This is a genomic window from Sphingobium sp. TomTYG65, assembly GCF_055395525.1.
Genome location: NZ_AP027331.1, coordinates 802,087 through 816,267, shown reverse-complemented (window position 1 = coordinate 816,267; position 14,181 = coordinate 802,087). Strand labels below are relative to the sequence as shown.

The 14,181-nt window shown below is 61.5% G+C and carries 12 protein-coding genes; 7 read left to right on the top strand and 5 right to left on the bottom strand.

Going from position 1 to position 14,181, the window contains the following annotated elements; translation table 11 throughout:
- Nucleotides 1-8 precede the first annotated feature (8 nt).
- From ACZ5Y5_RS17575 to ACZ5Y5_RS17555, 5 genes are all read right to left on the bottom strand, one after another.
- Nucleotides 9-1,286, bottom strand: a complete 1,278-nt coding sequence (locus tag ACZ5Y5_RS17575; protein ID WP_464810713.1) for a glycosyltransferase family 4 protein — start codon at nucleotides 1,284-1,286, stop codon at nucleotides 9-11.
- 20 nt (nucleotides 1,287-1,306) lie between these two features.
- Nucleotides 1,307-1,870, bottom strand: a complete 564-nt coding sequence (locus ACZ5Y5_RS17570; RefSeq protein ID WP_464810712.1) for a DUF4337 domain-containing protein — start codon at nucleotides 1,868-1,870, stop codon at nucleotides 1,307-1,309.
- Between the two features lie 295 nt (nucleotides 1,871-2,165).
- A complete protein-coding gene (locus ACZ5Y5_RS17565; protein ID WP_464810711.1) occupies nucleotides 2,166-3,209 on the bottom strand; it encodes an ion channel in 1,044 nt (347 codons plus the stop codon).
- Between the two features lie 62 nt (nucleotides 3,210-3,271).
- Entirely contained in the window at nucleotides 3,272-3,859 is a 588-nt protein-coding gene (locus ACZ5Y5_RS17560; protein ID WP_464810710.1) for a hypothetical protein, read from the bottom strand.
- Between the two features lie 29 nt (nucleotides 3,860-3,888).
- Nucleotides 3,889-5,064 (bottom strand): zinc-dependent alcohol dehydrogenase, encoded by a 1,176-nt coding sequence (locus tag ACZ5Y5_RS17555; protein ID WP_464810709.1) that lies wholly within the window; start codon nucleotides 5,062-5,064, stop codon nucleotides 3,889-3,891.
- 137 nt (nucleotides 5,065-5,201) lie between these two features.
- Between ACZ5Y5_RS17555 and ACZ5Y5_RS17550 the strand changes: the two genes are divergently transcribed.
- From ACZ5Y5_RS17550 to ACZ5Y5_RS17520, 7 genes are all read left to right on the top strand, one after another.
- The gene (locus ACZ5Y5_RS17550) at nucleotides 5,202-7,097 is read left to right on the top strand and encodes a PAS domain S-box protein (protein ID WP_464810708.1); all 1,896 of its coding nucleotides are present in this window, start codon (nucleotides 5,202-5,204) and stop codon (nucleotides 7,095-7,097) included.
- Nucleotides 7,098-7,301: 204 nt separating this feature from the next.
- Nucleotides 7,302-8,273: a thiamine pyrophosphate-dependent dehydrogenase E1 component subunit alpha gene (locus ACZ5Y5_RS17545; RefSeq protein ID WP_464810707.1), complete on the top strand. Its 972-nt coding sequence runs from the start codon at nucleotides 7,302-7,304 to the stop codon at nucleotides 8,271-8,273.
- The gene (locus ACZ5Y5_RS17540; protein ID WP_464810706.1) at nucleotides 8,266-9,261 is read left to right on the top strand and encodes an alpha-ketoacid dehydrogenase subunit beta; all 996 of its coding nucleotides are present in this window, start codon (nucleotides 8,266-8,268) and stop codon (nucleotides 9,259-9,261) included. The genes ACZ5Y5_RS17545 and ACZ5Y5_RS17540 overlap by 8 nt, the downstream gene beginning before the upstream one ends.
- 6 nt (nucleotides 9,262-9,267) lie before the next feature.
- The gene (locus ACZ5Y5_RS17535; protein WP_464810705.1) at nucleotides 9,268-10,482 is read left to right on the top strand and encodes a dihydrolipoamide acetyltransferase family protein; all 1,215 of its coding nucleotides are present in this window, start codon (nucleotides 9,268-9,270) and stop codon (nucleotides 10,480-10,482) included.
- Nucleotides 10,483-10,724: 242 nt separating this feature from the next.
- The gene (locus tag ACZ5Y5_RS17530) at nucleotides 10,725-11,045 is read left to right on the top strand and encodes a DUF485 domain-containing protein (RefSeq protein WP_464810704.1); all 321 of its coding nucleotides are present in this window, start codon (nucleotides 10,725-10,727) and stop codon (nucleotides 11,043-11,045) included.
- The gene (locus ACZ5Y5_RS17525) at nucleotides 11,042-12,745 is read left to right on the top strand and encodes a cation acetate symporter (RefSeq protein WP_464810703.1); all 1,704 of its coding nucleotides are present in this window, start codon (nucleotides 11,042-11,044) and stop codon (nucleotides 12,743-12,745) included. Before ACZ5Y5_RS17530 ends, ACZ5Y5_RS17525 begins: the two co-directional genes overlap by 4 nt.
- Nucleotides 12,746-13,280: 535 nt before the next feature.
- A complete protein-coding gene (locus ACZ5Y5_RS17520) occupies nucleotides 13,281-14,168 on the top strand; it encodes an OmpA family protein (RefSeq protein WP_464810702.1) in 888 nt (295 codons plus the stop codon).
- Nucleotides 14,169-14,181: the final 13 nt, after the last annotated feature.

Below are 14,181 nucleotides of genomic sequence, written 5' to 3'. Positions count from 1 at the left end.
GCTCAAAACTAAATGGCGGAGGATTTCCTCGAACGCGACAGGGATTGATAGCAGTCGAAAACCGTATCCAATATCTCGTCCCAACGATAGCGCGCCGTTTCCTGGCAGGCCAGTTCTCCCATCCGCCGGCGGCTGGCAGCATCTTTCATCAGCCACCCGGTTGCGGCGGCGAAAGCTGCGGCATCCTTTGCAGGCACCAGCAGGCCGGAGAAGCCGTGGCTGATAAGGGCGGCGGTGCTATCGACTGCGGCCGCTACGATGGCAAGGCCGCTGCCCATGGCCTCCAGATTGACGTTGCCGAACGCTTCGGTAACGCTGGGGTTGATCAGGATATCGGCACTCGCGACAGCGCGGCCGAGCGCCAATCCTTCCAGATGCCCTGTGAAGTTCGCATTGGGCACATGCCGTGCAAGCCACTCTCTGGCCGGACCGTCCCCGACGACCAGAGGACGGACAGCGTGGCCTTTCGCGCGCAAGATCGCGACGGCTTCGGCAAAGACCGCCAGACCCTTTTCCATGACCAGTCGGCCGAAGAAGAGCGGGACAACATCATCGGGCGCGTAGCCCTGATCTCTCCGCCACATCTCGCACCGCAAGGATGGATGGAAAAGTTCGGGATCGAGTCCGCGGCCCCAAATGGACAGACGTCCGGCGCCATGTCGTTCGGAAAGGCTGTTGGCGATCGGAACGGTAGGAGCGAGAATATGGTCGCAATCACCGTAGAAACGATCAAGATATCGTTCGATGGTCAGGCGCAGGAAACCCAACCGATAATAGGCCGCATAGGTTTCAAAGCGGGTGTGCAAGCTGGCGACGACAGGGATTCCCTTGGCTCGTGCATATTTTTGCGCTTGCCTTCCGAGCAGGTCTGGCGCGGATAGATGGACGAGGTCCGCACTAAACGCATCCAGGTCGGCGCGAACATTGCGGGTCAGCCCCAGCGCCAATCGATATTCCGGGCGGCCGGGCAGAGCGAGCGAGGGGACGGCCGTGATGTCGCCTGCAGAGGCAAAAGCAGGAACGCGGCCGCGCGGTGAATAGATGCGGACTTCAGCTTGGTGCCGCTGGAGCAGATGCGCCACCAACCGGTTCAGCGCCTGGTTCGCTCCGTCGCGTACGCAGTCGTAATTGCCCGAGAATAACGCCACCCGCAAAGGCCGATCGGGTTGCACGCGCGAACGGGCTGGACTCGCCTCGGCCGTAGAAGTCCACCGGACTGAGGACGGAATTTCCTCCGACCTGGAAGAGATTTTGACGGCATCGGACAGGTTTTTCCGGCGGCTCATGATCTGCTCCTCTGACATCATCAGCCCAAAAGGCTGCTGAGCGCTTGAGGATGAAAGGCCGAGGCAGCAAAGCCACATGCGCCCATGAAAAGACCCATCAGCCCGAACGTCCATGACCCGAGGAGAGCGGCGAAATTTTCGGTCAAGGCTGCAACCGCTGCGACCGAGACTGCGGTCGACAGTAGCGCTTCGCTGGCATCGAACTGATCGTCATGCACATTGAGCTGATCATAACGTTCTGCAAATCCCCTTGCCTGTTTCACAAGGAGCGGCGCGGACGTTCGATATTTGTCCATCTCCCGCTTAAGCGCTGCCAAAGCACGGATGGCTTCCGGCGCAGGCCTTTGTCCTGCGACGACGCGTATTTCGGACAGGGCCGTTTCGGCGATATGCCATTTGGTCTTGGTAGCCTGATATTCCGCCCAGCGATCAACGGAGTCTGATTTGGCCTGCTGCATCGCCTGGACAATGTTGGCGTCCTTGATGTTGCACAGCCCCATGGCCACTGAAAAAATGACGACAGTCATGGCCACGCGGCGATTGAGAGCTTTGTCCCTTGCTTGAGCGCTGACTTCGAATTCCATCGGATCGCCTCTTGCCATGCCTTGCAGCATGAGCGGCGGGAGGCGCCAGTTAAATTTATGTCATCAACCGGTCATCGCGCAGGAGGGTGTTTGCCGCGACGGGCCATATGGGCGGTCGCTCGCGATGTGATGGCGGCGCAAACGTAGGCGGCTTCAGCTGTGCGGCCAAAATGGTGAGCAGGAAGGAGAGATATGTGTCGGGCCCCCAATCTGCAGAACTATCATCGAAGGTCGTAGAGGGTGGTTCTCGACTTACCCTCAATAAGCAGGCTCGGAAACGCGCGTAAGCGAACTCTCAACTATCGGCGGACATGCGACGACGATCAATTTCGTCCATGCGGTAGCCTAAGGTCGGCGCCACGCGGCGTACGAGGGGTTCCCATTTAGCGCGTTGATCGGCATAGCTTTTATAGTCATGGCGTACATCGATCCCTGCCCGCTGTAACTTTTCGATTGCGGCGTCGTAGCTTTCACGTGAGCGCGTGAAGTTCAACGGATTAGATGGATTTTCTCTCGCAGTTGGAAAATTCCGGTCCAGTGTCTCGAGCAGGAGGCGAGTAGCTTGGCGCAGAGAGACGACCGGCACTGAGCACATCAGGGATCGATATTTCTGCCGATCAAGCGTGGTGTCGATCAGTGTAGTGAGGTCAAGCAGGACGAATGTGAGCCGGGATACCGAGTAGAGGGGATCCTTGAAGCGGAAGTAGAACAGCAGCGGATAGAAATGATGCGCCTCCTTGGTGACGGCGAGCGGCCGCACGAGGTTGCCCAGTTCGCTGGTGGCGTCGCTGAAATCGCCGCCCGAGCCCAACCGGGCCAGCATCTCGGCGGCGTCGCCTGTGCTGGCGGTGAGCAGGTCTATGGTAAGCGCAAGAGCGTTGCGCTCGCGTAGCCCGGAATAGACCTGAACCAAATAGCTCAGGATCAGCGACAATACCGAGGCCCCGATAAGGGAGTTGAGCAGGAAGAGTATTTGCGTGGCGGGCGTATGCGGAGAATAATCGCCGCCACCGACGATCGACAGGCTGTTTCCAGCGACCAGCAGCGCCGTGACGAAGTCCCTCGACGCCTCTCCGCTGCTCGGCCTGATCGCGGTTCCGAGTTCGGGTTGGATGACAAGCGCAGCTCCCACCGCCAAACCGAGCGACCAGAAGGCGATCAGCAGGATGACCATGAGCGGCCCTGCAAATGACAGGGCCGCGCCGCTATGTCGGCTGGAAAATGTGGAAATTCCCTTGAGCGATGCCCAGACCAGCCGGTTCCAGTGAGGCGCGAGCAAACCCGTTCCGGCGCGCGCATACAGCACCGTGAGGAAGATGTCGGCGAGGAAGAGCAGCATCAGCCCCGCGCCGCCGATCTGTTCAAGCGTCATGGTGAATGCCTTGAATAGATCGGCTGCGGCTACGCGACTGCTCCGGGAAGCGCGTCCGCAACCAAGCCTTCTGCCCGATAATCGGGGGGTATGTCGAAGTCCTTTCGCGCAAGGCCGCGAGAGGCTTGCTGCCCGCGTGGCAGGCCTACGCGATTGGAATAGTCGCGCCCGTCACCGGGCTCACGGCTGTGCGCAGCTTTCACACCGGAATAGGCCACGATATCGAGCAAGGTGATTCCGACGACCAACGCCATCGCAATCGCCGCATTGTTCCGTTTCGGGTTGTCTCGACGAAGCGCCAGGGCCAAAGTGCCTAGGTCCAGCGCATCACCAGCAATGCGGGACGCGAGACCGACCGGCTTGTCAACGGACAGGGTCGGCACCGCGCTTGCGAGTTCGCGTGCGCCATAAGCCCAAATCAGGCGCTCCTTATCAGCAAGCCCCAGAGATCGGGCAATCCTTCCCGGCGCGACCAACTCGGCCACTCCCAGGCCGATCGAGAACCAGCCGAGCGCGCGGGCCAGACGGTCGGGGCCGGTAAGTGAGCTTGGACCCTTATGTTCGATGCGGGGATCCCCCTTCGAACGAGCAATTCCAGTGACATTTGTAAGTGGCATGGTGACACCTTTTTTGAAGCTGAATTAAATCAGGGACGGAGCATGACCTTGATGCAACTGTCGGCCTTGTCGCGGAACGTCCGGTACATTGCCGGCCCCTCTGAAAGATCGACCTTGTGGGTGATCACAAAGGATGGATCGATCTGGTCGTCTTCGATCCGTTGCAGCAGGTCGTCTGTCCACCGCGGCACATGCGCTTGTGCCATGCGGAATGTCAGGCCCTTGTTCATGGCCTGGCCCATCGGGATCTTGTCGACGAGGCCCGTGTAAACGCCGATGATCGAGATGACGCCGGCCGGACGGCAGGCATAGATCATCTCCCGCAGGACATGGGGACGATCATTCTCGGCCATCATCATCTGCTTGGCCCGGTCGAGGATCGTGTCCGGCTGACCTAGGTTGACGTGGCTTTCGGAGCCTACCGCATCGATGCATTTGTGCGGCCCTTCGCCGCCGGTGAGCTCGTTCAGGCGCTCGATGACGCTTTCTTCCTCGAAATTGATGGTGGTCGCACCCGCGGCCGCAGCCATGGAAAGCCGCTCGGGCAGATGATCGATGGCTATCACCTGCTCCGCGCCGAGGAGGATTGCCGAACGGATCGTCATTTGCCCTACAGGGCCACAACCCCAGACGGCAACGGTGTCGCCCGGCTGGATGTCCGCCTGCACCGCCGCCTGCCAGCCGGTCGGCAGGATGTCGGACAGGAACAGAAGCTTTTCATCGTCGATGCCATCCGGCACCTTGATATGCGTCGTGTCGGCGAAGGGGACCCGAAGATATTCAGCCTGACCGCCTGGATAGCCGCCGGTGAGGTGCGTGTAACCGAAAAGGCCCGCCGTCCTGTGACCGAATGCCTTGTCGCCCAGTTCTCCCTTTCGGTTCGACCGCTGGCAGAGCGAGAAGTTGCCGCGACGACATTGATCGCACTCGCCGCACTGGATGGTGAAAGGGATGACGACGCGGTCGCCAACCTTGAGCGATCCGTTGACCTCGCTGCCGACCTCCACGACCTCGCCCATTGTCTCATGCCCTAAAATGTCTCCAGGCAGCATGGCGGGGATGAGATTATGGAACAGGTGAAGATCGGAACCGCAGATCGCGCAGCTCGTAACCTTGATTATGGCGTCACGAGGATGGTCGATTTCCGGGTCGGAGACTGTGTCGTACCGAACATCTTCCTTGCCGTGCCAGACTAAGGCTTTCATGCGAATCTCCTCTGGGTGGGGACATCAATCTATTCACATGCAGCAAGCGCATGAGCATTCGGGCGATCCCTAGGGAACATTCCGAGGGTGCATGGCATTGCCGAACCACCGGCAACTTGCGCGAGGAGGTCGGGCGGATGCCGGACAGTGATATTAATGGCGGGAAGCCGAACCGGATCGCGGTAGATATCGGCGATGGCATGGATGCGGCGCGCGCGGATGAGGGGACCAGCACTGCGCTTCTGGGCCGGTCCAGCCTCTTTCACGCTGCCGTATCGTCTATCCCTGACTTCGTTTACGCCTTCGACCGGCAGGGGCGCTTTGCCTATGCCAATCCTGCGATGCTCGATCTTTTCGGGCTTTCGGCAGACCAGATGCTCGGTAAGACCTTCACCGACCTCGGCTATCCTGCGGAACTTGCCGGGAGGCTTAATCGCCACATCGACCAAGTCCTTCAGGAAGGCATGACGGTGGAAGATGAAGTCTTCTATCGCAGCCCAACCGGTCGAGCGGCCTATTTCGCATATCTGTGGGGCCCCGTCCGGGCTAGCGACGGCTCTGTAGAGCTAGTGGTCGGCGTATCCCGTGACACCAGCGAGCGGCGTGCGATCGAAGAGCAATTCAGGACCAGCGAGGCTCGCCTGCGCGCCGCTACGGAACTCGTCGGTCTTGGCGTTTATGCCTGGGACCCAATCACTGGCCGGTTCGAATGGGACGAAAGGCTCCGGGAAATGTGGGGCCTTCCGCCGGATGCGCAGGTGAACCAGGAGGTGTTCGAGGGAGGCATCCACGCGGACGACCGGGCGCGCGTTCAACGCGCCATTACAGCGTGCATCGATCCCGCAGGCGACGGACGATACAGCATCGAATATCGCGTGATTGGCCAAATCGATGGAGTTACCCGACACATCGCCACCTCCGGACAGACCAGTTTCTACCAAGGGCGCGCGATCGGCTTCATCGGTGCGGCGATCGACGTCACAACGGCACGCCGCAACGAGGCGGCGATCCGTGCGAGCGAAATGGCCTTCCGTAGCTTCGCCGAGAATAGCAGCAACTTAATCTGGATCGGCGATCTGGCGGAGCAAACGATCATCTATCGCAGCCCTGCCTATGAAAAAATCTGGGGCGCGCCGTGTTCGGGCGTACCGGTGGCCATCGCGGAGTGGATGGACGATGTTCATCCGGACGATCGACAGCAGGTTGAAACCGCGATCCAAACTGTCAGGGCTGGCGAGGTTGCGCAGTTGGAATATCGGATCGTGCGGCCTCTGGACGGGGCCGTCCGCCTGCTGCGGGAGACGAGCTTTCCGATCCTGGACGAGGATGGCGCCCCCGCGCGCATTGGCGGGATCACGGAAGATCTTACCCAGGAGGATATTCGGCAGGTCTATATTGTGTGCAGCAGAGCGGCCGAAGCGCGCCGGATCGCCGCTCTCGTGAGAGCCGGAGGGTATCGCACGCGAATCTTTCCAAGCGGCTCGGCCTTTCTCGACATCGCGCCGGTGCTCTCCCTAGGCTGCGTGCTGGTGGATCTCCGCAAGGCGAAGGTCGAGGGGCTCTCGGTTCAGCGCGAACTCAAGGCGCGGTCAATCACGCTGCCGACGATCGCCCTCGATGCACCGGGGGCAGATGTAGGGGCTGCGGTCGCGGCTATGAAGGCGGGCGCCGTCGATTACGTCATCCTCTCCGACGACGAATCCCTTCGCACTACCCTCGCCGCCGCTATTTCAGAAGGCCTCGGCGCTGTGCGTCCCGTGAAGCAAGACGAAAATGCCGGCGCCCGAGTTGCGGGTTTGACCCCTCGCGAACGCGAAGTGCTCGTCGGATTGGTTGAGGGCGGGACGAATAAATCGATCGCGAATAAGCTGGGTATTAGCCCACGCACCGTGGAGTTGCACCGCTCCCAGGTCATGAACCGCTTGAATGCAGACAGCTTGACCGAACTCCTTCAGACCGCTTTGTCCGCAGGTATCGCGCCAGCAGCATGTGCGACTCAAAGCAGGCACCGAGCTTCCCGAAAACCGTCCTGATCGAATATCGATCGGATGACGGCAACTAGTCGGAATCGAGGACGCGGCCGCGTCCGCCGCCGGCAATAGTCTGTGCAACAACGTGAGGGAGAGGATCATGACCGCCACGTCGGCACAGCCGCGTGCGGCCTGTCAAGGCCGCCGCATCGAGAGGCAAGGCACCCCTTCCATCCGCCCTGGCATGGCGCGGATTGGAGGTTCGCGATGAGCGTCAATGTTGCACGGCAGCCTTCTGCCGAACTCGATCAAGCCATTCTGGAAGAGATGTTCCGGCGCATGGCCATCACCCGCGCGATTGAGCGGGTGATGGCGAAGCATGTGCGGGAGGAAAAATTCTCCGGCTGGTGGCATCCTGGGGAAGGACAGGAGGCGGCCGGGATCGGCGCGGCCGCCGCGCTCCGCCAGGATGATTATCTGTGGTATCAGGGACGCGGCTGCTCCTGGGCGATCGGCAAGGGGATGGCCCCCGATCCCATTCTGGGCGACCTGCTTGGCAAGACGACCGGCGCAACCGGCGGCAAGGGCGCTGGCGTCCCGCATTGGGCGGACATGTCGCTTGGCGTGATGGGCGAAGGGGCTACGCTGGGTTCCGTCTATCCGCTCGCCGGGGGCTCCGCGCTGGCGTCGCGCATCCGCAAGGATGGCCGGGTGTCGCTTGCGAATTTCGGCGACGGCACCGCGTCGCGCGGGACATTCCACGAAACAATGGTTCATGCCGCCGCGTGGAAGCTGCCGCTCATCTATTTCTGCGAAAATAACGGCCTGCTGGTCGGGACCCGGCTGGGCCAGGTCTGCCCGACCGAATCGATAGCGGACTTCGCGGCGGGGTACAAAATCCCTGGCGTGACCGTTGACGGCCAGGATGCAGTTGCCGTGTTCCACGCTGTCAGTGAAGCGGCGGAACGCGCGCGAGCGGGTGAAGGACCGACCCTGATCGAGGCGAAGGTGGTCCGGCGTCTGGGGCACTATGCGGGCGACCCGCAAAAATATCGAAGCGACCAGGAGTTCGCCGATTATCGCGATCCGATTGATGTCCTCGCGGCGCGACTGACGGGAAACACGGCCGCCCGGCTGCAGGACGAGGCGAAGAGCCTTGTCGAGGAAGCCTATGCACGGGCGCTCGCCGCGCCTGAGCCGGATCTCTCCATCTTGAGCAAGGATCTTTATCATGGCTGACGCCGCCGCGACCCAGCTTATGGGCTATAACGCCGCCATTGGCCTTGGCCTTACAGAAGAGATGCGCCTGGATGACAGCATCTTCGTTCTGGGCCAGGGCGTCGCAACCGGCGGCTGGTTCGGCGCGGAGAAAGGGCTGCTGTCGGAATTCGGCCCCGACAGGGTGATCGACTCAGGTATCTGCGAAGCGTTCGAGGCGGGGCTCGCCACCGGCGCGGCGGTGGTCGGAATGAAGCCGGTCATCAATATGGGCTTCGGCGATTTCGCGTTGATCGCGGGTGATGAAATCTATCACAAGCTTGCCAAATGGCGCTACATGCACGGGCTCGACATCCCCATGACGGCCGTGATCATCTTTCCGATCGGGACGATGGGCGGCGCTGGACCGGAACATTCCAGCTGCACGGAAGTGCTGGGCATGCACTTCCCCGGATTGAAGGTCGTCGTGCCTTCCACTGCGGCGGACGCGAAAGGATTGATGAAGTCAGCCCTTCGTGAGCCGAACCCGGTCTTGTTCCATTCGGTGCAGGGATTGGGGTGGAGCCGTGGCGAAGTGCCGCTCGACCCGGATTTCGTCATCCCCTTCGGCCAGGCCGCCGTCCGGCGTAGCGGCACGTCTCTATCGATCATCACCTACGGATCGATGGTGCAGCGTTCGCTTGACGCCGCCGAAAAACTGGCCGCCGAAGGGATCGAGGCCGAGGTCCTGGATCTCAGGACGCTTGTTCCGCTCGACATCGACACGATCCTGACATCAGTGCGAAAAACGCACCGGGCGATGGTGGTGCATGAGGCAGCACGAACGGCTGGGCCGGGCGCAGAAATTGCCGCGCAAATACAGGAGCAAGCCTTTTTCGATCTGGAGGCTCCCATAATGCGCGTCGGAGCCCTGGACGTCCCGCTCCCCCAGCAGGCCGATTTGGAACAGGCCTGCATCCCATCGGTCGATGGCATCGCCACGACCGCCCGGCAGCTTCTTGCTATCTGAGGTAATATGTCGATCTTGCGCGATCTGAAAATTCCGCGTTCCGGCTCTGTCGAGAATGCGAAGATATTGGCATGGCACGTCAAGGAGGGCGCGTCCTTTGCGGAGGGCGAACTTCTCTACGAAATCGAAACGGACAAGGTCGCGACCGAGGTCGAGGCGGCTGAGCCTGGAATTCTTGCGAAGCGGCTGGCCGCCGAGGGCGACGAGCACAAGGTTGGTGATCGGGTCGGTTATTGGGCCGCCCCGGGCACATCGCGCGAGGCGATCGCGCAAGCCCTGGAAGCACTTGATGCGCCTGCCGCGGATGAGGACGCTTCACCTGCCAACGGACCGGCCGCGGCTCCGCAGCATGCCGCTACTGCGGAGAGCGGGGCTGGGGAAAGAGTGTCCCCCTTGGTTCGCCGCTTGGCCAAGGAGCATGGCCTCGATCTGTCTTCCCTGCAGGGGAGCGGGCCAGGAGGCCGGATTACCGGAGAAGATGTGCTGTCGGCGTCGGGGCAAGGCGTCTCGTCGCCCGCCGCACTTCCGCCGGGCTATGAAGGCGTCGCCTGTTCGCGGCACCAGCATAGCATGAGGCGCAAAACAATCGCGCGCCGTCTGACTGAAGCTGCGAGCGCGCCGACTTTGACCGCCGACATGGAGATCGATCTGACTGGGCTGCTCGCCCGTCGGGAATCGGCCAAAGCCACTGGCGCCGCACCCTCCGTGCTTGCGCTGATTGCGGTCGAGACGGCGAAGCTGCTGAGCGGCGCGCATAAGCGGCTGAACGCGACTTACACGGATGAGGCGTCGCTCATCTGGGATACCGTCAATCTTGGCATCGCGATCGATACCGAGGACGGCCTGGTCGTTCCCGTCATTCGGGACGCGCAAACTCTCGATGCGACGGCGATCGGGGAAAGGATTGCAGACCTTGCCGCGCGCGCACGCGCCAATACTCTGCAGGCGCATGAATTGGACGCAGGAACCTTCACCTTGTCGAACCCAGGATCCTTGGGGCCGACCATCCGTGCAGAAGCGATCTTGAACACGCCGCAGGTGGCGCTTCTCGGTCTGCCTGGCATGGTCCGCATCCCGCGGGCGCTGCCGGATGGAGACAGCTGGAAGATTGAGGTGCGGCCGGTGATCCGGCCGTCCCTGACTTTCGATCATCGCGCCTTGGACGGCGGAAATGTGATCGCGTTTCTCAATGACCTCAAGAGCGCGATCGAAGCCATGTAACGCCGCAAGGCGTCCCTTGGGTCGAGCCGTCGGACGTCAGCGACAGCGTGCTGTTTCTCCTGTCCGACGAAGCCCGGCATATCACCGGTTCGGCCATCGATGTGGCGGTGGGGAGCATGGCGGGCAACATCGCCTAGCCGCCATGGAAGGCGGGGCTGCAACGGGCGGAGGGCCGGTCCATCCTGTTGCAATTGCATGCTTCGCTCCTATCATGAGGCGCAAAAGCATGAAGGGGAGTCCGGATGGCTGGGGGAGATGACAGCGCGCTGATTGCGGCAGTGGCGGGCGATCCGCGCTATGCGAGGCTGGTCTCACGCCGCGCCAGGCTGGGCTGGAGCTCGTCGGCGATCATCTTCTTTGCATTCGTCGGCTATTTATTGCTGATCGCGTTCGACAAGGCGCTGCTGGGCGCGCCGATCGCGGGCGGGGTGACATCGCTCGGCATTCCGGTGGGTCTGGGGCTCATCCTGCTCGCCATCATCTTGACGGGCGCCTATGTCGCCTACGCCAACCGCCATTTCGACGCTGAACTGGCTGCAATATTGAAGGATCACGGTGCATGAAGGCGGCCTTCGCCGCGGTCGCTGCCTCGTTGGTCCTCATCCCTGCGCCGGCTCTTGCTGCGGCGCTGGAGGGGGAGGCGCAGCGCCAGCCGGTCAACTGGGTGGCGATCGCGATGTTCGTCGCCTTTGTCGGGCTGACATTGTGGATCACCAAGGTGGCGGCTGCGCGGACCCGCACCGCGTCTGACTTCTATACGGCCGGCGGGGGCATAACGGGTTTCCAAAATGGCCTGGCGATGGCGGGCGACTATATGTCCGCAGCCTCCTTCCTCGGCATTTCCGCCCAGATCTTCAACGATGGCTATGACGGCCTCATCTATTCCACCGGATTTCTTGTCGGCTGGCCCATCCTCCTCTTCCTGATGGCGGAACGGCTGCGGAACCTGGGGCGATACACGTTCGCGGATGTGGCGTCCTACCGCTTCGCACAGCCGCCCGTTCGCAGCTTTGCCGCGGTCAGCACATTGCTGGTCGTCAGCTTTTACCTGATCGCGCAGATGGTTGGCGCTGGGCAGCTCATCAAGCTGCTGTTCGGCTTGCCTTACGCCGTCGCCGTGTTGATCGTGGGTGCGCTGATGATGTTGTATGTCCTGTTCGGCGGGATGCGCGCAACGACCTGGGTGCAGATAATCAAGGCCGTGCTATTGCTCGGCGGGGCAAGCTTCATGGCGCTGATGGTGCTGGCGCAGATGGGCTTTTCCCTGGAGGCGCTGTTCGCCCGCGCGGTCGAGGTGAAAACCAATGCCGCGCTAGCCAGCGGGGCGGCAGGGCCGGAAGCTGCGGAGCGGGGCCGATCGATCATGGCGCCCGGCAACTTCATCAAGGACCCGATCTCCGCCATTTCCTTTGGGCTCGCGCTAATGTTGGGCACGGCGGGCCTGCCGCATATCCTCATGCGCTTCTTCACCGTTCCGGATGCTAGGGAAGCACGCAAATCGGTACTCTGGGCTACGGGGTGGATCGGCTATTTCTATATCCTGACTTTCATCATCGGCTTCGGTGCAATCGTGCTGGTCGGCACGCAGCCGAGCTATCTGGACGGGGAAGGCGCGTTGCGCGGAGGTGGGAACATGGCGGCGATCCATCTGGCCCACGCAATCGGCGGCAATGCCTTCCTGGGCTTCATTTCAGCGGTGGCTTTTGCGACGATCCTTGCCGTCGTTGCGGGCCTGACGCTGTCGGCCGCGTCCGCCGTGAGCCACGATATCTACGCCACGGTTCTCAAGCATGGGAACGCAACATCCGAAGCGGAACTGCGCGTGTCACGGCTGACCACGCTGGCGCTCGGCGCGATGGCGGTGCTGCTGGGACTGGTATTCGAAAAGCAGAATGTCGCCTTCATGGTCAGCCTGGCGTTCGCCCTGGCCGCTTCCGGCAATTTCCCGGTACTCATCCTCTCCCTGCTATGGAGTGGATGTACGACCCGCGGCGCTGCCTGGGGCGGGACGATCGGCCTGCTGACGGCCTTCGTCTTGACCCTGCTCTCTCCTGCCGTGTGGACCGGCAGTTTGAACATGGGGACAGCGCCTTTTCCCTATAGTTCGGCGGCACTGTTCTCGGTTCCGGCGGGCTTCATCGCCATCTGGCTGATCTCGCTGCTCGATCGATCCCGGCGCGCTGCGATGGACAAGGCGGCCTATCCTGCACAGCGGGTGCGGGCGGAGACTGGCATAGGCGCGTTCGCTGCCAGCGATCACTGAAGGCTGCGGCACAGGAGCGGCTTGGCCCCTGTTCGACAAGGATGTCGATCGGGGGAGCGAGCACTGAAGGACTTTGGCCGCTGGTTCCTGGACGATCACGATTTCGCGATGGTCCGCGCAAGCATCAAGTAAATGTTTTTTCTTGATAAAAGCGTGACTGTAGATTTTTCCTTCAGGAATAGTCCTGATTTCTTGGGAACAGATGTTCGACAATGGAGACAATGTCTCCTGTCTGCATCGCATGATTCTATCGGCCTCGGATCTTTCGATCGTCGCGCGTGGTGGGCATCGGTTCGCCGCATGATTGGCTCAAATTACCCCCACAACCATAGGCCAAGTCTGGATGTTCATCTGGCAGAAAGGTAAGCCTGAACAGGCAGAGCATCCACGGCGCTCATTCACAGCGCCGTGCCCTATTTTAAGGAAGCTAAATGGAGGGGGTTCTGACAGCCAAATACGCCATCCCGCGGACGGCAGTCGGACGAGAAGCTGCAGTCATGCAGGCCCGGCTGTTCGAATTTGAAGGAGTTGCGTGATGAGTGTTGTTTCCAAAAGCCCCAAATATCTTTTAATGCTGGCGATGCTTTCCGGAGCGTCTGCGGGCAGCTTGTCCGCGCAGACGCAGGAAGGAGCCACTGCCCCCGCCCCGGCTCCGGCTGATGTCTCGGCGACGGCCTATCTGTCGCCCGCCAAGATGGCTGAAGGCCCCGAAATCAAGGGCATGATTTCCGCGCGCAGCGGCGACAAGATGCAGGTCACGGCCAGCGACGGCAGCAAATCGGTGATCACCATCAACGACGCCACCCGGATCACCGCCAGCAAGGGGTTCCTGGGCCTTGGCCGCCACAGGCTGGCCGCGACATCGCTGCTCAATGGTCTGCCGGTCACCGTCAAGACATTGCAGTCGGGCGAAGGGCTGCTGGCGAGCCGGATCAACCTTGAGAACAAGGATCTGAAAACCGCGTCGATGATCCACAACGGCACCAACCAGCGCTTCGATGAGCAGACCGCCGCCACCGAGGCGCTGCGTGGGCGCATGGGTGAGATCGACCAGTATAATGTCAAAAGCACGACGAACGTGAACTTCGACACTGGCAAGGCCGTGCTGTCGCCACAGGCGAAGAACGACCTGTGCGCCACCGCCTCCACTGCCGAAGGCATGAGCAACGCCCTGCTGCTGGTCGTGGGTTATACCGACTCCGTCGGAGACGAGGACTATAATCAGGAACTGAGCGAGAAGCGCGCCGGCCGCGTCGTCAATTATCTTCAGCAGGCTTGCGGCTGGAAACCCTATCGCATGCTGACGCCCACCGGCATGTCGGAAGCCGACCCGGTGGCGAGCAATGACACTGTCGAAGGCAAGGCGCAGAACCGCCGTGTGGCCGTGAATATCCTGGTCAGCAAGGGCCTTGACGGCCTTTGATGTGCGTGGGGTG